This window comes from Oceanobacillus piezotolerans, assembly GCF_003665065.1.
Taxonomy (GTDB): domain Bacteria; phylum Bacillota; class Bacilli; order Bacillales; family Amphibacillaceae; genus Oceanobacillus; species Oceanobacillus piezotolerans.
Genome location: NZ_RCHR01000004.1, coordinates 275,069 through 295,272, shown reverse-complemented (window position 1 = coordinate 295,272; position 20,204 = coordinate 275,069). Strand labels below are relative to the sequence as shown.

The window sequence follows — 20,204 nt, the reverse complement described above, 5'->3', positions numbered from 1 at the left end:
CAAAAATGAAGCTTGCCAGTAATAAAAGTTTAATAGGTTGGTTTTTTATCCTTATTGCTGTAATTTTTATTACTTTATTTTACTTTTATCCAATGCTACAAGCACTTATCCTATCGTTTCGTTCAGGTATGGGAGTGAATTTGGAATTTGTTGGATTGGATAATTATATACGTTTATTCAATGATCCGGTGGCATTAACCGCTATTAGGAATACGTTCATATACTTAATTATTCAAGTCCCAATTATGATATTGCTAGCAATGTTTTTCTCTGTATTGCTTAATAATCCGAATTTAAAATTTAAAGGTTTTTTTAGAACTGCAATCTTTTTACCGGCTGTTATTTCGCTTGTAGCCTATTCTGTTATATTTAAGTATTTATTCTCTACGGATGGAATCGTTAACAAATTCTTATTAAATCTATCTGTAATATCCGAACCAATCGAATGGTTAATGGATCCATTTTGGGCAAAGGTACTTATCATTATCGCGATTACTTGGCGTTGGACAGGCTATAATATGATTTTCTATTTAGCTGCATTACAAAACGTGGATAAATCGGTTTATGAGGCAGCAAGAATTGATGGAGCGAATTCATTCCAACAATTCTTCTATATTACGATTCCAATGTTAAAACCTATTATTCTCTTTACGGCAATTACATCTACCATTGGAACGCTCCAATTGTTTGATGAGCCAATGAACATCACGCGAGGTGGTCCAGGAAATGAAACGTTAACGATTTCACAATATATTTATAACCTTTCATTCGAGTACACACCAGACTTTGGTTATGCAGCAGCAGTTTCATTTGTCATTGTTATTTTGACAGTTATCTTCTCTATGATTCAATTTAGACTTGGTGGTGATAGAAAATGAATAAATTGAAGTCTATTTTTACTTATTTGATATTAAGTGTTGCGGCACTCGTTTCCTTGTTTCCGTTTCTGTGGATGTTAATCAGTATGACGAATAAATCGGTTGATATCACACAAGGAAGTTTAATGCCAGGAACCCACCTTTTTGAGAATTTAAGAAATCTCTTTGAAAATTATAATGTAGGTTCCGCATTGTTTAATTCATTTTTTATTGCTATTATTGCTACAGTATTATGTTTAGTGATATCCTCTCTTGCGGGATATGGATTCGAAGTATATAGAAGTAAAGGGAAAGACATTGTTTTTACCATCTTACTCCTTTCCATGATGATACCGTTTGCTGCTTTAATGGTACCGTTATTTAGATTGTTCGGGGACATTTCTCAAGTATTTCCTGCCATTGGAGTAGATACATTATATGCGGTTATTCTGCCGTATGTAACGACAGCATTTTTTGTATTCTTTTTCAGACAAAACACAAAGATGTTTACGAAGGATTTAATCGAAGCGGGAAGAATAGATGGGCTGAGTGAGATTGGTATATTTTTTAGGATTTATATGCCATCCATGAAGAATACGTTAGCTGCAGCTGGGATTATTTCATTTATGAACAATTGGAATAATTACTTATGGCCATTAGTTATCATACAGTCGCCTGAAAATCAGACGATCCCACTATTAATCTCGAATTTAGGTTCAGGATACACTCCGGACTATGGTGTGATTTATACAGCGATTGTGATTGGTACCATACCAACTGCTCTAGTATTCTTCTTCTTACAAAGATACTTTGTAGAAGGAATGACAGGCTCGGTGAAGGGGTAAGCCTATCGTTATATAAAATAAGACAAATGGAGGATTTTAATGGAACGTGGTTCATTTCAATTAATGAAATCGGTCAATAAATCTCTTGTGTTAAATAAGATTCGAACATCTGAACCAATTTCTAGAGCGCAAATTGCAAAGGAGACCAAATTGACGCCTCCGACGGTGAGCAGTATTGTAAAGGAACTGTTGGAAGATGGTTTAGTTAGAGAAAGTGAGCTTGGTGAGTCAAGTGGTGGCCGTAAACCGAAAATGCTACATATCAACAGTGATGCTTTTTATGTAATTGGAGTTGACGCTGGGCCTGAAACGGTGGATTGCGTATTAACTGACTTGACGGGGAAAATAGTAAGAAGGTCATCGTCGTACGTTTTAACAAAACCATTAACGAATGATAAATTTCTTGGTATCTTACAAGAAATAATTGGTGCTATGATTCATTCCACGGATGTTGTTCAAGAAAAAATCATTGGAATAGGAATCGCCATGCATGGGGTTGTTGAGGTGAAAACCGGAACGTCTCTAGTGGCCCCAAACCTGGATTTAAAACATATTCCCATTAAAGCAACATTGGAAGGTGTATTTGATCTCACAGTTAAAGTGGAAAATGATGCCCGTGCCATGGCGTTAGGGGAATCTTGGTTCGGTGGGAATAGTGATGTGGATAGCATGGTGGCTGTGAACTTTGGGAGTGGTGTCGGTGCTGGTGTGGTCATTCATGGAAATTTATATCATGGTGCACAAGATATTGCTGGAGAATTTGGCCACATGACAATCGATTTACATGGAGAGAAATGTGAATGTGGAAATCCTGGCTGTTTACAAACGTTTGTCAGCGGGGAGGCCCTTGCGGAACGATTCAATAAACAGGTAAACCAGAATAAAGTTGTGAATGGAGAAGAAATATATAAGATGGCGAAAACCGGTGATGTGTCAGCTGTTCAATTTTTGCAAGAAACAGGAGAAATTATCGGTATTGGGTTAACCAATCTTATCCATCTAGTTAATCCCAGTAGAATTGTCCTCGGCGGGGGAGTAATGAAGAGTCAGGAATTTATTCTTCCCGAAGTGTATAAAATGATTGAACAAAGAGCATTAACAACAGAGGCTAAAAAAACAGAGGTGATCGTTTCACGCCTTGGTGATGATGCGACATTACTTGGAGCAGTTTCCCTCCTCTTAGTGGAATTGTTTGAACATTAGTCTTTGCTGCAGCCTATAAGAATGGAAAAAGCAGTTAACCTTGTTATTTAGGGGTTAACTGCTTTTTCTTTCACGCGAAATGCAAAAACGGTTTGATGTTGGTAAAGATCTCCAGGCTTTAATAAGATAGTCGGAAAGCCTTTATGGTGCAAAGATGCTGGAGAACCTTGTGTTTCAAAACAAACTCCCAAATGTCTTCTGGAAGTATTCTCTCTCAATTCCAGACCGTCTTCCAAACCATTGGCCGTATACATCACCATTCCTGGCTGATTTGTTGTTACTGTAAGAATCCGTCCGTTATTCGGTTCTGCCATCACAACTTGTTCCTCATCCTTCACATCGTCAAAAATAAAATAATGGTCATAACCACTGGCTATTCTGTTATGTTTCGATTTTTCATTCAAACCCTCTCGAATCAACTGTCCATTCCGAAAGTCAAACGACGATCCTCCTACTGCTTTTAAATTTCCAGTTGGAATCAGTTCTTCATTCAACTCTGCAAAATTACTACTTTTTATGGTTAGAAAATGATCATGGATCGTATGCTTTAAATCACCAGATAAATTAAAATACGTATGATTTGTTAACGCAATCGGTGTTGTTTTATCACTTGTAGCTGTATAGTTAAGGAATAGTTCATTATCATTGGTCAACGTATAGGTAACGATGATTTTTACATTACCGGGGTATCCTTCCGCCTCTTTGCTTTCGTGGGTCAATGTCAAGCCAATCGTTTCTTTTGTTTCAAAAGTTGCTACTGACCAAATCACCCGATGGAGTCCAGCCTGTCCGCCATGCAAATGATGGTCACCATCATTTGCTTCCAGTGAATAGGTTTTTCCGTCTATTTCAAAAGCAGCGTCTTGAATCCTTCCAGCAACTCTTCCTATGATTGCCCCGAAATAATGGGGATTTGCTTTATAATCCTGATAGTTCTTATAGCTTAGAACCATGTTTTCAACCTTACCATTTCGGTCAGGAACAAGTATCCTTGTAATAATTCCCCCATAGTTCAATACACTAACAGACATGTTCTTATCATTTATTAAAGTGAATTCCTTCCATTGCCCGTATATCTTTTCTTTAACAATCTCCATAATCCCGCCACCTACTTATTCAATGTATGAATAAACCGTTCAAAAACAGTTCGTTCTTTAAGAACGCCTGCATCTTCTAGTATTCTTGCATATTTTTGCCCAAGTTCATTTTTAATAATTTCTTCGGCTTCCTCATCAGTTGCAACGAGGTGATAGGTTTCCTTTAATTGTTCTGCCCATGTTTGATGGTGTTCTGGTATATCGCCCGCATTACCCAGTAAGTAGTTCTTAATTTCTTTTAATTCATCTTTTAATCTAGGAGGTAATACGGCGAGTCCCATCACCTCAATTAATCCAATGTTTTCTTTCTTGATATGTTGAACATCAGCATGAGGATGAAAAATTCCAAGCGGATGCTCTATAGATGTCCGATTATTACGCAAGACGAGATCAAGCTCAAATTTCTCATCACGAAATTGAGCAATTGGTGTAATCGTATTATGTGGTGTATCATCCGTGAATGCAATGATATCAGCGATCGGATCGGAGTAATGGCGCCAAGCATCCAAAATATGTTCCGCCGCATGGACAAGATCAGATATTACTTCACCTTTCAGACGAATGACCGACATTGGCCACTTCACAACAGATGCAGCTACTTCAGGGAAATCTGTTAGTTCAAAGGTAAATGCATCCTCTGCTTTCATCATTGGAAATTCATATCTCCCGGCTTGGTAATGATCATGACTCAATATCGAGCCTCCGACAATCGGTAAATCCGCATTAGAACCGATAAAGTAATGCGGAAACTTATCAATAAAAGTTAGCAGTCTTTCGAAAGTGTTCCGATTAATCTTCATGTCTCGATGCTCTTCAGAGAGCAAAATGCTATGCTCGTTATAGTAAACATATGGAGAATACTGTAAATACCAGTTTTCTTCTAAGAGGGGAACATGGATAATCCGGTGATTCGCCCTTGCAGGGTATCCTGTTCGACCTGCATATCCTTCGTTTTCTACACAGAGCAGGCATTTAGGATAATTACCAGTTTGCTTCATCGCTCGCTCTCTTTTAATCTGTTCTGGATCTTTTTCGGGTTTTGATAGATTAATAGTGATATCCATCTCACCGTACGAAGTTTCAGCTTTGAAGGAAATATTTTTTTGGATCCGATTCATTTGAATATAGTTGCTGTTCTTGCTTAAGTTATAAAAGTAGTCCGTTGCTGCTTTTGGTGACTCTTCATATTTCTGATAGAATATTTCATTGATAATGGAGGGTCTGGCGACAAAACAATTCATGATATTGGCTGATAGGATCTCTTTCTCATCCAAGACATTTTCAATTATTCCCTGTTCGATGGAAAAGGAAAGAAGGGCATCCAAGATATTAGGAATCGTATCAATGGTTGGATTTTCTACTGCTTCCGGGAATGAATTTAATCTTAATAGGTTTAAGACCTGATTGCGAACGTAATGGACATCAGCTGTTTCTATTAATTCCATCTTTAGTGCTTGTTCAATGAGCCCTTCAATATTTTGATATATCATGATTTTGCCTCCTTTCCATATCCTGCTGGATGTGAAGAATGCCAGTTCCAAGCATCTTCCACTATTTTGGTTATCGCTGTTCGTGTTGGATTCCAGCCTAGAATTTGTTTTGCTTTTTCAGAACTTGCAATTAATGTGCTTGGATCACCTGCACGGCGTTCTCCGATTTTGGCAGGAATCTCTTTTCCTGTGACTTTGCGAGCCGTCTCAATCATTTCTTTTACAGAAAATCCATTACTGCTGCCCAGGTTAAAAATATCACTTTTCCCACCGTTTCTTAGATACTTTAAGGCTAAAAGATGGGCATCGATCAAGTCTTCCACATGTACATAATCGCGAATACAAGTGCCATCCGGCGTATCATAATCTTCGCCGAAAATGGTGATGTAATCCCGCTGGTTTAATGCAGTTTGTAAAATTATCGGTACAAGATGTGATTCTGGGCGATGATCTTCACCGATTTCTCCTGTTTCTCTTGCGCCTGCTACATTGAAATAGCGTAAGGAAACATAGTTGATATTGTGTGCCTGCTCCGTCCATTTCATCATCTTTTCCATTGTAAGCTTTGTTTCTCCATACGTATTGGTCGGATTCGTTGGCATAGATTCTGTAATCGGTACGGATGGTGGCTCACCATAGGTTGCTGCTGTTGATGAGAAGACGATATATTTAACTTTTGCTTCGACCATCGCTTGTAGTAAAGCTTGAGTTCCATATACGTTATTATCAAAATATTGGAGTGGCTTTTCCATTGATTCACCAACTAGTGAATTTGCAGCAAAGTGAATCACCGCATCAATTTTTTCTTTCGTAAAGACGGAAGAGATAAACTCCATATCTCGCAAGTCTCCCTCATAAAAAGTTGCTTGAGGGTGAAGCGCGCTTCTGTGGCCTGTTGTTAAGTTATCTGCGACAACAACATGTTCCCCTTGATCGATTAATTGATAGACTGCATGGGAACCGATATAACCGGCTCCACCTAAAACTAATATACTCATATCACCACTCCTTTTGTAATTTCTTTGGCGCCATCACCAATCGTAGCGGTATAAAATGTAGCCTTTATCCCGAACTTCTCTTGATAGACCGCATTGATCTGTTCTTTGGCTGCTTCGGCTTTATCCTTTTCGATGATGGCAATTGCACATCCTCCAAACCCGCCACCAACCATTCGAGCTCCCAGTACACCATCGAGCTCCCAAGCAGTTTCAGCAATCGTATCCAGTTCCGGTCCTGTCACTTCGTAATCATCTCTTAATGAAATATGGGAGTCATTTAATAATTTTGAAAAGGCTTCTAAGTTTCCTTGCTGTAATTGATCAAATGCTTTTAATGTGCGCTCGTTTTCATAAACCACATGCTTAGCACGTTTTCGAATCGTTGAATTGGTGATTAAATGCTTATACTCTTCAAATTCTTTCTTCGTTAATTCTCCTAAACTATTGATTCTTAGCTTTTTCTGTAAATCTCTCAAGGCTGCTTCACACTCGGCGTGGCGTTCATTATATTTGGAGTCAGCTAATTTTCTTGCTTTATTGGTGTTAATAATCAGGATGACGTGGTTGGATAGATGTATTGGAGCATATTTATACTCCAGGGTGTCACAGTTTAGTAACATGGCGTGGTTTTCCTTACCCATCCCAACTGCAAATTGGTCCATAATCCCACTGTTCACACCGATATAGTGATTTTCCACTTTTTGTCCAAGTTTTATTAATTCCATGCGATTTATCTTCTCTGCATATAATCCTTCAACTAACACTCCGGTTGCCAGTTCAATCGAGGCGGAAGAGGAGAGGCCGGCTCCGTTTGGGATATTTCCGTAATAGAAAATATCGGCGCCACTCGAAATATGAAAACCATTTTCTATTAAGTAAAGAAAGATCCCCTTTGGGTAGTTCGCCCAGTCATGCTTCTCATTAAATGATAAATCGGAAAGATCACATTCTATCATTCCTTTCTCCGGGAAATTCATCGAGTAAAAGCGTAACTTCTGATCTTCCCGCTTTGTCCCGAGGCAATAGGTTCCATAGGAAATGGCGGCGGGGAAAACATGAGCCCCATTATAATCTGTGTGTTCACCTATTAGGTTAATCCGTCCTGGGGCAAAGAAGATTCTTGGTGCCTTTGTTGTATGAAAAATGTTTTGAAAATCTTTTGTAAAATTTTCTGCCGTTTTCATTTTGACCTCCTACTTTTTTTAAAGTATTGATAATTCAATTGATTGATAGTACAATAGTTATTACAAAATAACTTTATTAATTAATTTAATTAAGTTAACCTTAGTTTACTATTATTTTTTTCGTAACGCAACAGGGGGATAATAAATTTAAAAAATGTAGGCGTTATCACTATTGAAAAATATTTAATTGGAGGTTAATATGTCGCATCTAAATGATTTTCAACTATTATCCGTATTAGAAAAGAATCGCTTGAAAGAACGTTCATCCTTTATGTCATACGCAAACAAACAAGATGCACTTACGTACGAAAGAATTCATGCTAATGGTTTTCAACTATTGAATGGACAATGGAAGTTTCATTACGCTGAAACACCAGATACAGCTCCTGTTGATTTTTATGAAGATGATTATGATGTGAGCGGGTGGGAGGATCTACAAGTGCCATCCAACTGGCAAATGAATGGCTATGGAAGGCCGCATTATACGAATGTCTCCTATCCTTTTCCTGTAGATCCGCCATTTATTCCATCTGAAAATCCTACTGGGTCTTATCGCAGAGAGTTTTATGTGACAGAACAGATGCTGCAAGTGTTCACAATTCTTCGCTTTGAAGGAGTGGACAGTGCCTTTCATGTTTGGGTGAATGGTGAATTTGCCGGGTTTAGCATGGGCAGTCGCTTAGCCTCTGAATTTGATGTTACTTCTTTCCTTCGTGAAGGAAAGAACACCATTTCCATTCGGGTATACCAATGGTCGGTCGGGAGCTACCTTGAAGATCAAGATATGTGGTGGCTAAGTGGAATCTTTCGGGATGTTTATTTAATAAGAAAGCCTGATGTGCATGTTTATGATTACTTTGTGAAAACTGCTTTTGACAAAAATTATGAGCATGCGGTACTGCACATAGATACAGAGCTTCATTCACGACTGAAAGATTCTAGTTTCTTTCGCATAGAGTATCAATTATTAGATGCTAGTTTTTCATATATCACAGGGGACAAATTGGAAGGTGTACTGGATAAAAAGGAAGAAACATTATCAGCGAGGATCCCGGTAACAGCTCCGAAAAAATGGACTGCGGAGACACCATATTTATATCATCTGCTCCTTCTGTTAAAGGACGAAAATGATCAAGTGATCGAGGTTATTCCGACAAGAGTTGGATTTAGGCAAGTGGAAATGAAAGATGGGCTTATCCAAGTGAATGGTGTACCTATTTTATTTAAAGGTGTCAATCGTCACGAACATCATCCTGATTTAGGCAGAGCTGTGCCAATCGATTGGATGAGGAAAGATATTGAGTTAATGAAACAGCATAATATTAATGCAGTTCGTACGGCACATTATCCGGATGATCCCCGTTTCTATGATTTATGTGATGAGTACGGATTATACGTTATTGATGAAGCGGATTTGGAAACCCATGGATTTGATCGAGTTGGGAATATTAGTCAATTAAGTGAAGATCCGGATTGGGAGGATGCCTACTTAGATCGTATGAAGCGGATGGTTGAAAGGGATAAAAATCATCCATCCATCATTATTTGGTCCTTGGGTAATGAATCCGGTTTCGGTAAGAACTTAATAAAAATGTCAGAATGGACGAAACAAAGAGATGATACGAGATTAATTCATTATGAAGGCGAGACTCGTTCCATCATGACGAAATTCAATAATGATCCTCGTGAATTAAATATAGCAGCGGACATGTTCTCTACGATGTATAGTTCAGTCGAGCTCCTTGAACAATGGGGTGAAAGAACGGATTTACAACAGCCGCATATTTTATGTGAATTCGGCCATGCGATGGGGAATGGACCAGGTGGATTTAAAGAGTATTTTGAAACATTTTACAAGCATGAACGCCTACAAGGTGGTTTTGTCTGGGAATGGCTGGACCATGGCATACGCCAATATACCCCAGAGGGTGAAGAATACTTCGCGTATGGTGGAGATTTTGGGGAAAAACCACATGACTCCAATTTTGTTATTGACGGAATGGTTATGCCTGATCGAACACCGTCTCCGGCATTGCTAGAGTATAAAAAAGTAATTGAGCCGGTAAAGGTGGAGGCTATTAACTTGGAAGAGGGCACCGTTCGGATTCATAATCGATATGATTTTACCGATTTAAGTCATTTAACAGGTTCTTGGTCGATTCATGCAGATGGTGTATTGGAGAATTCAGGCACGATTAATCTTCCGGTTATAGAGGCTGGAAGATACCAGGATGTCGGACTATCTCTTTCTTTCGATGCAAAGGAAAATACGGATTACTGGTTAACGATAAGTCTAGCGGAAAAGAATGATACAAAATGGGCTAGAGCTGGCCATGAAGTAGCATGGGAGCAGTTCCTGATTCCTGTATCTGCTCAACAATCGGACGTGCCGTCTGCAGTACGTGTAGATGTAACTTCACCGTTAAGTCTTGAATCGTTTTCGAAAACCAACCAGTTACTTGTAAAGGGAGATTCTTTCGAGTTGATGTTCAATCAAAAGAACGGAGAAATCGAATCTTGGAAGTATCATGGTTTAGAGCTACTTGAAAAAGGGCCTTCGATTAATTTCTGGAGGGCACCAACGGATAATGATCGAATTGGCCAGGAAGAATTTAAGACTCGGAGTGAAGAAAAAGCATGGAAAGATAGTGGTGTGCATATGATGCACCAACGACTGGTTGATTTTAACTATGCGCATACCGATGAAAAGGATTCCGTCATCGTTACAGTAAATAAGAAAATATCCCCACCTGGTTCTAATTGGGGATTTGAAACGTCCATTACGTACGAAATTGACAAGACAGGAATCGTTACTGTAAAAGTCGATGGTAAAAAGTTCGGGGAAGGTTCTCTTACATTACCAAAAGTCGGACTACAGCTATATTTGAAAAAAGCTTTCGATCAAGTTGACTGGTATGGACGGGGCCCTGGTGAATCGTATGTGGACAGCAAACAAGCGAATCGGTTCGGAGTATGGTCTAAAACGGTTAAAGAGTTATTTACACCGTATGTTGTCCCACAAGAAAACGGCAACCGTACCGATGTGAAGTGGGTGACGCTGACAAATGAATCAGGTGCTGGTTTATTAGCAGCTGCTGATTTATTCAATTTTAGCAGCCATTATTATACAACTGAAAATCTAGAGAACGCGCGTCATACGACAGATCTAGTGGAACAAGATTTCATCGTATTAAATTTGGATTATCAGCAGAATGGTCTTGGGTCAGCTAGCTGTGGACCCGGTGTACTTGAGAAATATGAATTGAAAAATATCGACTTCCAATTCGCATTCCGTCTTGGCGGTTTTTCGAAGAATGAGATTTCTCCGAGAGTATTGTCGAAAATGGTATAGAACTGGGTCAGCTCCCACTGTCTAAGATGATTGATAAAATTGGTAAAATAACTGTTTATGTTGAAGTTCAGGAACAAGAATGGGAGTTCTTGTTGAACAAGCTTGGATTTGTATTAAAATTCGGGCAACTAATGGGACCCGATGCTTGGATAGAGGTAGGTCGAAATGATGATGATTTGCCATTATCGTTCTTTATTCGAAGTCTGCAATGGAAAAGCTTTGCATGAATCAGACTATGGTAAAGGCAAGTATTCCCTAAATTAAAAAGTCAAAGAGACTGGGAGTTAACCCCGGTAATTAGAAAGAGTGGTACTCGCCAATAAGTTGATGAGTATCACTCTTTTATGACCAAAATAAAAGGACAGCCTCTGATAAAAATAAAGTATCCATTCAAGAATCTGCAAAGGTGCCCCTATGTTTAAACATTCCATCAAAAATCAAGTTGTTTTGCCGTTAGATTTAGAAATGAAATTGCAAAAAATGATATAGCCTATGCGGGATGCTATCGAACTTCTACTCCAGAACCAGTTCATCACAGAGATACCTTCTTTGGTATATTTCTTCACTATATAATAAAAGGGTACCAGAATGATCGAATTGATTAGTGTGGAGAAAGAATTCGAATACCCTGTTTGCTATAATCCTCTATTATATTAGATGGTAGCGAGTTATCCGAAACGATTAGGTCAATATCCTTTAGTGGGCAGATGTTAATATAAGAAGATGTCTCAAACTTGGATGAATCGGCGACCACTACTTTGTACTTGGCCCGCGAAAGAATCGTTCTGATCACCCCGACTTCATGCATTCTAAAATCAGTTAAACCTTGCTCTAGAGATAATCCATTCACGGTGATAAACGCGATATCAATATTAAACTTAGAAATAATTTCTTCACATTGAGTACCATATAACGTGTATTCTTCTGGATTAAAGAAGCCACCAGAGAGAATCACATTGAAATCTTTATTTGCTGAGAGAATGGTTAGAATACGAAGATCGTTTGTAATAATCGTTAATCTCTTAAACTTCTCGACAAGAACTTTTGCAAGTTCAATCGTTGTCGTCCCACCATTTAGTGCAATAGCCTGGCCTTCTTGTATTAGTTCAATGGCTATATAAGATAATTCTTGTTTTTTCTCGAGGTTTTTAACTTCTCTTTCAAAAAAATGCTTGTTAAGCACATTATCATTATTTTCGACGAGAACGGCTCCTCCATGAACTCGTTTTAGTACCTCTTTTTTCTCTAGAGCCTCTAAATCCCTTCGAACTGTATCAATAGAAACTTCCAATAAATTAGCAAGCTCGGAAGCTTTTGCGGCTTTTTGCTGTTTTAAAAAAGATTTGATCATTTCATGTCTTTGCTCCTGTAACACTATTCACCTCTCCCATCTTCCTTTATCGCAGGTTAACTGTCTGTAAGCTCCCCAATGCGTGAAGTTTCACTTTATTTAATAAATACCTAAACTATAACATATCCAAAAATAAATGCAAAACAAAGCAAAAAAAAGCAATTTGTAAAGTAAAAATTGTGTGCTTTTATTGTAAAAAGCGTAAATGTTATGTTAATTAACTGTAAAAGCTATTGCAAAACCGCAAAAAACGGATTAATCTTGCATTGTGAAGCAAAATGGAGCAAAAAAATGAGCGGAAAGAGGAAATCACTCTATGGGAAACTATTACAATCCTGTCAGAATAAAGATAGGTACGTTAGGCGTCTTGGAAGATGTACTAAAGACGATGAAACCGAAATGTGACAAGATGCTCCTTTTACATCGAGGAGGGGACTTTAGAGAAACAGAAGCAGGGCATGCTTTATTTAAGATTCTTGAGGAATATGAAATTGAAGAATTAGCAGTAGAGGTATCCAACCCGGATGTGGAGGACTTGTACCACTTCTATAGAAGAATACAAGACTTTGATTATCAATGCATTATAGGAATTGGTGGCGGTAGTGTACTTGATCTCTCGAAATCATTAGCTGCCTTAAAGAATGTGACAATAGATTCTGTCTCTGCTTTACGTAAGATGATACAACAAAAGCAATATGTAGAAAATCAAAGCATCGTACCATGGATTGGAATTCCTACTACTTCTGGTACTGGTTCTGAAGTAACTTGTTGGGCAACGATCTGGGATCACGCTAACGGAGTGAAACTCTCCGTTGATTCGGAAAGTTTATATGCACATACAGCCATCATTGACCCATCACTAACAACATCATTACCGAAGAGCTTAACGGCTTCGACTGCTCTAGATGCCTTATGTCACGCAACGGAGGCGTATTGGTCAAAAAACTCTAATGAAGTTTCAAGAGTTTATTCAATAGAAGCAATCAAAAAGATCGTAAACCATTTCAAAGAAGTGTTAGATCGGCCAACGGATCCCAGTTTTAGGAAAGAAATTGCTTTAGGAAGCTTATATGCGGGACTAGCTTTCAGCAATACAAGGACAACAGCATGTCATTCGATATCCTATCCTCTTACATTAGAACTAGGGATGGTACACGGAATAGCAGCAAGCATCACGTTAGGTAAAGTAATGGAAAAGAATTTCGACTCTATTATCGAGAGCGGTAAGCTGCTTGGAGCATTTGGAGTAAACAACCCCAACGAGGTGCAGGAGCTGATACAGCATTTTCAACAGATAGCAGGGTTCAGAAGCAAGCTTAGAGATTACAATGCGAATGAAGAAACGATAGAGAAAGTATCTGCAAATGCCTTTACAAAAGGGCGAATGGATAATAACCCAGTTGCTTTAACACAGGAAGATGTCAAAAGAATTCTACTATCAATTTTTTAAGGATGAGGAGTGTAACTTATGAAAACGAAATTAGTATTAGTTCTGCTTTTAGTGTTCACAGTATTGTTAACGGCATGTAGTGGAGGGAATAGCGGATCGGCGAAAGCGGATGATGTGATTAAAATGGTTTGGTATCCAAATGAATCTGGTCAAGATATGAAATCATCTCGTGATGAGATTGGAAGAATGGTTTCGGAAGCGACAGGTAAAGAGGTAGAGCATCAATTAACAACAGATTACTCTATTGCAATTGAAACATTAGTCAACAATAATGCAGACCTTGCATTCACGGGTGCACAAGCTTATGTGGAAGCGAACAAAAGAAATGATGCAGTTAGAACGATCGCTGTAAAAACGGGTGAATCCGGAACATTGGATGATGCGATGTACTATAGCTGGTTAGCAGTGAATAAAGACGAGCAAGATAAGTTTAAAGAAAACGGAGAATTCTCTCTAGATAAGATTGCAGACACAAGATTCTCTTTCGTTTCAAACAGTTCTACATCAGGCTTTAAAGTTCCTGCTGCAAGTATTATTGACCATTTCTCCCAACAGGATGAATATGCAGATCTAACAGAAGTAGATTTAATGGAAAGCGGAACACTGTTCTCTCAAGTATTATTTGGTAACTCCCATCAAGGTTCTGCGGTGAATTTATTATCTGGTAATGCGGATGTTGCCGCATTCTGTGACACTTGTGTGGAAGACTATGTAGAGCTAGCAGATGGGGAAGAAAATACAGAAGGTGCTGTCTATACCGTGAAAGAAGGTGCAGCAGAGCCATTCAATACCGTAGAAGGTAAGGAATTCACATTAATGAACGCTACCCCAGTATTGAATGAACCGTTTGTAGTGAATATGGATGTTATCGGACAAGAGGATTTTGAAAAAGTTCAAGAAGTATTAACTTCAGTTGAATTCGCAAATAATGAAAAAATCTTTGCTCCAGAAGGTTCAGATCAGAACGCTTTATTCACTAAGAGTGGAGATGAAAGACTATTACCAGTAGAAGATGAATGGTATGACCCAATTCGCGAAATGGCTAACTAATACACTTGTTTACGAACAGGGGAGAATAAAAACAGTAAGCGTGTGTGAACGTGATATACGCACGCTTGCTAATAAGCTCTAAGAAGGAGTAGTACACATGGCATTGTTAAAAGTAGAAGGACTTGGAAAATCGTATACAGCTGACAAGAAAATATTAAAGAACATAAGTTTTGAAATAAAAGCAGGAGAACTTGTTTCGATTATCGGTCCTTCTGGTGCTGGTAAATCTACCTTGCTGCGTTGTATCAATCGAATGGTTGAATTTAATGAAGGAAAGATTATTTTTAACAATCAAGAAGTTGGTAATTTGAATAAAAAAGAATTACGTCATTTGCGAGCAAACATTGGAATGGTATTTCAGCACTATAATCTCGTTCCTCGTCTGACCGTGATTGAGAATGTACTGCATGGCCGATTTGGTTATAAAACAACAATGCAGGGACTTCTAGGGAGATACACAGAGAAGGAGAAAGCAGCTGCATTTCATCTGTTGGAAAAGATGGGCATTCATGAGCATGCATACAAACGATGTGATCAATTGAGTGGTGGTCAGCAGCAGCGTGTAGGGATATGCCGAGCGCTTATTCAAGAGCCGAAGCTTATCCTCTGTGATGAACCAATTGCTTCACTTGATCCGAATTCTTCTAAGATTATTATGGACCTTTTAAAATCTATCAGTACTGAAATGGGTATTACTTGTTTGGTGAATCTACATCAAGTGGACGTAGCGCAGTATTATTCAGATCGCATCATCGGCTTGAATAAAGGTGAAATTGTATTTAATGGAAACAGTACTGAGCTACATGAAGACAACATTAACAGAATCTACGGAACGAAAACGGAAGATTTAATAACATCGTAAGGAGACATGACTGTGAATGAAAAAACGATGCGAAAAAGTAGATGGCAGACAGTAATCTTTCTTCTCATCATCATTACCCTAACCTATTTATCATCTATTATTACATCATTTAGCTTTGCAGATGGGTTAGCGACAATTCCTGAAGCGTTAGGGTGGATGACTTCTAATTTGATGGTGACAGGTGAATCCCTTGATAAATTGCCAAACATCCTCGAGAAACTTGCGGAAACGACCTTCATGTCGATCGCAGCAACAACGATAGCAGCTGTAGTTTCACTCTTCCTAGGTGTACTAGGTTCAAAAACGACGAAAGTAAATAACTTTCTAAGTGTATTTGCCCGTTTTATTGCTTCCGTATCAAGAAATATCCCAGTCGTTGCATGGTCTTTGGTTTTGCTCATTTCTTTTGGGCAAAATTCGGTAACAGGCTTTCTTGCTCTATTTGTTGGGACAGTAGGATTTCTAACAAGAGCATTTATTGAAAGTATAGATGAAGCGAGCCAGAGTTCAGTGGAAGCATTAACAGCAACAGGAGCAACCTATTTCCAAATTGTTGGAAAGGCTGTTATTCCACAGTGTTTGCCACAGATGATCAGCTGGGTGCTGTTTATGGTAGAAACCAACATTAGAAATGCTACATTGGTAGGAATTTTAACAGGAACGGGAATTGGCTATACCTTTGATATGTATTATAAGATGTTAGATTATAATGCTGTCGCACTTGTGACATTAACGATTGTCATTACCGTTATTATGGTGGACCTAATTTCAAATTATGTACGGAAGGTGATTCTATAATGGAAGCAACCTATATAAAAACAAAGAAAGACGGCCGTATTGTTATTAAATCAGGCAACAAAGGAGATAGAGTCTTAAAAGGCACCATCGTTGTTCTAAGCATTTTGACAGTGATTTCCTTTTTCTTCTTTAACTATGCAGGACTGGAATTAGGCTCTGCGATTAGGGAAACAGCGTATAACTTGAAAGTGATGTTTCTACAGCCAGCATTAAGTACAATAAGTTTATCGGAAGCTATTTATCAAGTGGGGGTAACCCTTAGCTTAGCATTCTTAGCGACGGTGATTGGCGCAGTGATTGCCTTCTTCCTTTCCTTGATGGCAGCAACCAATTTATCCCCGGTATGGCTAACACGAATTGTGCGTGTATTCGTAGCATTTATTCGAGCTGTGCCAACCGTATTATGGGTGTTAATCTTCGCGATTGCAGCTGGGTTGGGAAGTGAAGCAGCAGTTCTTGGGATGTTATTCCATTCAATCGCTTACTTGGTAAAAGCATTTTCCGAGGCATTTGAAGAAATCGATAAGGGGATTATAGAAGCACTGCAATCTACTGGTGCAGGCTGGTGGCATATCGTCAAAAGTGGTGTCTTACCATCTACTTTTACCTATTTGTTATCTTGGATCTTCTTGCGGTTTGAAATCAACTTCGGGGTAGCAGTAGCAATGGGAGCGGCAGCTGGAGCAGGCGGAATTGGATTTGATTTGTTTATGGCTTCTAGCTTCTACTTCGATATGAGAGAGGTTGGCTTTATCACTTATGCGATTCTTATCGTTGCCTTTCTACTAGAAGTTATATCAACTCGTATGAAAAAACGTTACTTCCCAGCATCTTCTAACTAATGGGGACAAAAGGAGAATAGATGAAGAATATGAATGCTTATAAACTTTTAACACCTGGTCCTTTGACGACGACAAGCAGTGTGAAAGAGGAAATGCTGATGGATCGTTGTACGTGGGACAGTGAGTATAAAAATATGACACAGAAAATAAGAGCGCAACTTCTCCAATTGGCAAAAGTAGATCCAAAAGATTATACAGCGGTTCTCATGCAAGGAAGTGGGACGTTTGCTGTAGAGGCTGTAATGAATACTACTATCTCGGGTAGCGACAAGGCATTGATTATCACCAATGGTGCCTACGGGGAGAGAATAGTTACGATCGCTCAATATATTGGACTAGCTTTTAAAGAATATAGCGTAGCTTATGATGAGCATCCAAAAGAAGAGGAAATTAGGAATTTATTAAAAGAAGACCAAGATATTACGCATATCGTCATGGTTCATTGTGAAACAACAACAGGCATACTAAATCCGATTGAGATGGTTTCTGATTTGTCCAAGGAATTCGGAAAAACGCTAATCATAGATGGTATGAGCAGCTTTGGCGGAATGGAAATCAACGTTTCAGAACTTGGGATAGATTATTTAATCAGCAGTGCGAATAAATGCATTCAAGGCGTTCCTGGTTTTGGTTTTGTCATTGCTAGAACAGAGAAGCTCATCGCTTGTGAAGGAATCTCGCGCAGCTTGTCATTCGATCTATATGATCAATGGAAAGTCATGAACGAGGATGGGAAATGGCGCTACACCTCGCCAACCCATGTTGTAGCGGCTTTCTCTAAAGCGCTAGATGAGTTGGAGGAAGAAGGAGGCATTCCATCAAGGTATTCTCGCTATAAGAATAATAATAGAATCTTAAGAGAGAGACTTAGTAAGCTAGGATTCCAGACTTATATAACAGATGAAAAACAATCACCCATTATAACCACTTTTCTTTTTCCGAATGAAACCTTTTCGTTTGAAGACTTTTATGCCTATGTCAAAGAGAGAGGGTTTGTGCTTTATCCCGGAAAACTAACGGACGTTAACACATTCCGGATAGGAAACATTGGTGAGATTTATGAAGAAGATATAACAACATTGTGCAATGTAATCGAAGAATATTTAGGAGTGATGACAAAATGAACAAAGTTGAAGGAGTAATTTTTGATTGGGCGGGGACAACGGTTGATTTTGGATGTTTTGCACCGGTAAATGCATTTATTAATATTTTTAAAGATGAGGGTATTGAGGTGACAATGGAAGAGGCAAGAGCACCAATGGGACTGCTTAAGATTGATCATATTCGTGCGATGCTGGATATGCCTAGAATTTCCGCTTTATGGAAAGAGAAGTTTGGAAGAGGGTATAATGAACAAGATGTGGAAAAGTTGTATGCTAATTTCGAAAAGGGGCTTATGGCTTCCCTATCAGAGTACACAGATCCTAAGCCGGAGGTTGTTGAGACAATTAACACCTTAAGAAACAATGGGTTGAAAATTGGTTCTACATCCGGATATACGCAAATGATGATGGATGTAGTCGTTCCAGAAGCAGCGAAAAAAGGCTATAGTCCAGACTTCTATATCACACCGGATGATACAGATTCTCTTGGCAGACCATATCCTTATATGATCTATCGAAATATGGAAAAGTTAACATTATCAGCAGCTAAGAACGTTATAAAAGTGGGAGATACTATTCCTGATTTTGGAGAGGCAAACAGTGCCGGTGTTTGGGCAGTAGGCGTTGTGGTTGGCAGCTCGGAAATGGGGCTGAGCTCAGAGGAGTTCGATGCGTTGTCTAAAGAAGAGCAAGAGGCTATTATTGAGACAACAGCACAAACATTTTTACAAAACGGAGCGGATTTTACCATTAATACAATGGGTGAACTGCCACAATTAATAGAGAAAATTAATATCCTTATTGCGGAAGGGAAAAGACATAACGCTAAATAAGTATAAGCTATTCTTCGGTAATTGCAAGTAAGAGCAAACCTTTTGAACTGCCTCTGTCAAATAGACAGCAGAGATAATAAAATTGATATAAGCGACCATAGCCCAGTATTACATGGGACTCTGGTCGTTTTTTTACTTGATATCTATCATGATTGTAAGAGGGAAGGTATTCGTTTGTAACATTGGATAATTCCTTCTATGTATGATCTTCCGTTTTGTAGGATCTTGTTACTTCACAGTTATATCCACGTGGATGTGATTCTTTGGGCATAAAAAAACTCCCCCTAAGGCACAAAACAGATTATTACTTATTAATCTGTTTACCTTAAGGGGATTATATCAGTTCTCACTAAACTTAAACTTAAATTGGCTTTTTGGTAGGAGTCTCCTAGTTTCAATAATACTGGTACTGAAACACTGGAACCTTCTTGTGTCTTTCCAAACTCAGTCACTACAAACAGTACCTAAAAAGGGTGACCAACATAGGTTAATTAACTTAAAGAAATATAAGATTTACTGAAAGTGCCATTCAAAAGCTAGCTTCAAACAAGTTTTTTCCATTATGGATAATTGTGTCATTATAATATTTTCTATAGATAGCAGTACATCTCTTACACAGTCTAAGCTACTCTATTAGAAGGTACTTCAATATCCGTAAGCAAGTTTTCACTGCGATTTTTATTCCCCTTCAGAAGAATAAAGCAGCAATCAGAATGGCCAATGCGATACCACCCATATGAGATACTTGGTAAGATAAGCCAAAACCAAGATCGCTATCATATAAGATATAAGTTAAAATCATATCTGTAATGAATAACGCTGGAACAAGATCGATGACAAAATTTTTCTTCTTTACATAGAGATACACCGCGCCAATCCAAAGGGCAAG

At 38.6% G+C, this 20,204-nt stretch carries 18 protein-coding genes; 12 read left to right on the top strand and 6 right to left on the bottom strand.

The window, feature by feature from the left end; genetic code table 11:
• Positions 1-5 precede the first annotated feature (5 nt).
• The 3 genes from D8M04_RS13080 to D8M04_RS13070 are packed head-to-tail and all read left to right on the top strand — an operon-like array spanning position 6 to position 2,905.
• The gene (locus D8M04_RS13080) at positions 6-878 is read left to right on the top strand and encodes a carbohydrate ABC transporter permease (RefSeq protein WP_121523682.1); all 873 of its coding nucleotides are present in this window, start codon (positions 6-8) and stop codon (positions 876-878) included.
• On the top strand, positions 875-1,702 hold the full coding sequence (locus tag D8M04_RS13075) for a carbohydrate ABC transporter permease (RefSeq protein WP_121523680.1): 828 nt from the start codon (positions 875-877) through the stop codon (positions 1,700-1,702). Before D8M04_RS13080 ends, D8M04_RS13075 begins: the two co-directional genes overlap by 4 nt.
• A 39-nt stretch (positions 1,703-1,741) precedes the next feature.
• Positions 1,742-2,905 (top strand): ROK family transcriptional regulator, encoded by a 1,164-nt coding sequence (locus D8M04_RS13070; RefSeq protein ID WP_121523678.1) that lies wholly within the window; start codon positions 1,742-1,744, stop codon positions 2,903-2,905.
• Positions 2,906-2,952: 47 nt separating this feature from the next.
• Here D8M04_RS13070 and D8M04_RS13065 read toward each other — a convergent pair whose 3' ends face one another.
• The 4 genes from D8M04_RS13065 to D8M04_RS13050 are packed head-to-tail and all read right to left on the bottom strand — an operon-like array spanning position 2,953 to position 7,674.
• A complete protein-coding gene (locus D8M04_RS13065; protein ID WP_121523676.1) occupies positions 2,953-4,002 on the bottom strand; it encodes an aldose epimerase family protein in 1,050 nt (349 codons plus the stop codon).
• Positions 4,003-4,013: 11 nt separating this feature from the next.
• Positions 4,014-5,492 (bottom strand): UDP-glucose--hexose-1-phosphate uridylyltransferase, encoded by a 1,479-nt coding sequence (galT, locus tag D8M04_RS13060; protein WP_121523674.1) that lies wholly within the window; start codon positions 5,490-5,492, stop codon positions 4,014-4,016.
• The gene (gene galE / locus D8M04_RS13055; protein ID WP_121523672.1) at positions 5,489-6,490 is read right to left on the bottom strand and encodes a UDP-glucose 4-epimerase GalE; all 1,002 of its coding nucleotides are present in this window, start codon (positions 6,488-6,490) and stop codon (positions 5,489-5,491) included. Before galE ends, galT begins: the two co-directional genes overlap by 4 nt.
• Entirely contained in the window at positions 6,487-7,674 is a 1,188-nt protein-coding gene (locus D8M04_RS13050; protein WP_121523670.1) for a galactokinase, read from the bottom strand. The genes galE and D8M04_RS13050 overlap by 4 nt, the downstream gene beginning before the upstream one ends.
• Positions 7,675-7,873: 199 nt before the next feature.
• On the opposite strand from D8M04_RS13050, the gene lacZ reads away from it, so the two are divergent.
• Both lacZ and D8M04_RS20585 read left to right on the top strand, forming a co-directional pair.
• Complete coding sequence (gene lacZ, locus D8M04_RS13045) at positions 7,874-11,026, top strand: beta-galactosidase, LacZ type (RefSeq protein WP_121523668.1); 3,153 nt, start codon at positions 7,874-7,876, stop codon at positions 11,024-11,026.
• Between the two features lie 92 nt (positions 11,027-11,118).
• Positions 11,119-11,253, top strand: a complete 135-nt coding sequence (locus D8M04_RS20585; protein WP_281277129.1) for a hypothetical protein — start codon at positions 11,119-11,121, stop codon at positions 11,251-11,253.
• A gap of 374 nt (positions 11,254-11,627) precedes the next feature.
• On the opposite strand, the gene D8M04_RS13035 is transcribed toward D8M04_RS20585, so the two are convergent.
• A complete protein-coding gene (locus D8M04_RS13035; protein ID WP_147436810.1) occupies positions 11,628-12,377 on the bottom strand; it encodes a DeoR/GlpR family DNA-binding transcription regulator in 750 nt (249 codons plus the stop codon).
• Between the two features lie 316 nt (positions 12,378-12,693).
• Here D8M04_RS13035 and D8M04_RS13030 point away from each other — a divergent pair, with 316 nt between their 5' ends.
• The 7 genes from D8M04_RS13030 to phnX all read left to right on the top strand — a co-directional run bounded on the left by D8M04_RS13030 (position 12,694) and on the right by phnX (position 19,315).
• The gene (locus tag D8M04_RS13030) at positions 12,694-13,827 is read left to right on the top strand and encodes a phosphonoacetaldehyde reductase (RefSeq protein ID WP_121523662.1); all 1,134 of its coding nucleotides are present in this window, start codon (positions 12,694-12,696) and stop codon (positions 13,825-13,827) included.
• A gap of 18 nt (positions 13,828-13,845) precedes the next feature.
• A complete protein-coding gene (locus tag D8M04_RS13025) occupies positions 13,846-14,877 on the top strand; it encodes a PhnD/SsuA/transferrin family substrate-binding protein (RefSeq protein ID WP_121523660.1) in 1,032 nt (343 codons plus the stop codon).
• A gap of 97 nt (positions 14,878-14,974) precedes the next feature.
• A complete protein-coding gene (gene phnC / locus D8M04_RS13020) occupies positions 14,975-15,739 on the top strand; it encodes a phosphonate ABC transporter ATP-binding protein (RefSeq protein WP_121523658.1) in 765 nt (254 codons plus the stop codon).
• Positions 15,740-15,751: 12 nt separating this feature from the next.
• Positions 15,752-16,537: a phosphonate ABC transporter, permease protein PhnE gene (gene phnE / locus D8M04_RS13015; protein WP_121523656.1), complete on the top strand. Its 786-nt coding sequence runs from the start codon at positions 15,752-15,754 to the stop codon at positions 16,535-16,537.
• Positions 16,537-17,379 (top strand): ABC transporter permease subunit, encoded by an 843-nt coding sequence (locus tag D8M04_RS13010; protein WP_121523654.1) that lies wholly within the window; start codon positions 16,537-16,539, stop codon positions 17,377-17,379. Before phnE ends, D8M04_RS13010 begins: the two co-directional genes overlap by 1 nt.
• Before the next feature lie 29 nt (positions 17,380-17,408).
• Entirely contained in the window at positions 17,409-18,503 is a 1,095-nt protein-coding gene (phnW, locus tag D8M04_RS13005) for a 2-aminoethylphosphonate--pyruvate transaminase (RefSeq protein ID WP_121523965.1), read from the top strand.
• Positions 18,500-19,315 carry a phosphonoacetaldehyde hydrolase gene (phnX, locus tag D8M04_RS13000; RefSeq protein ID WP_121523652.1) on the top strand — a complete coding sequence of 272 codons (816 nt, stop codon included), beginning with the start codon at positions 18,500-18,502 and terminating at the stop codon, positions 19,313-19,315. Before phnW ends, phnX begins: the two co-directional genes overlap by 4 nt.
• A gap of 688 nt (positions 19,316-20,003) precedes the next feature.
• Here phnX and D8M04_RS20460 read toward each other — a convergent pair.
• The gene (locus D8M04_RS20460; protein ID WP_246001241.1) at positions 20,004-20,183 is read right to left on the bottom strand and encodes a hypothetical protein; all 180 of its coding nucleotides are present in this window, start codon (positions 20,181-20,183) and stop codon (positions 20,004-20,006) included.
• Positions 20,184-20,204 lie beyond the last annotated feature (21 nt).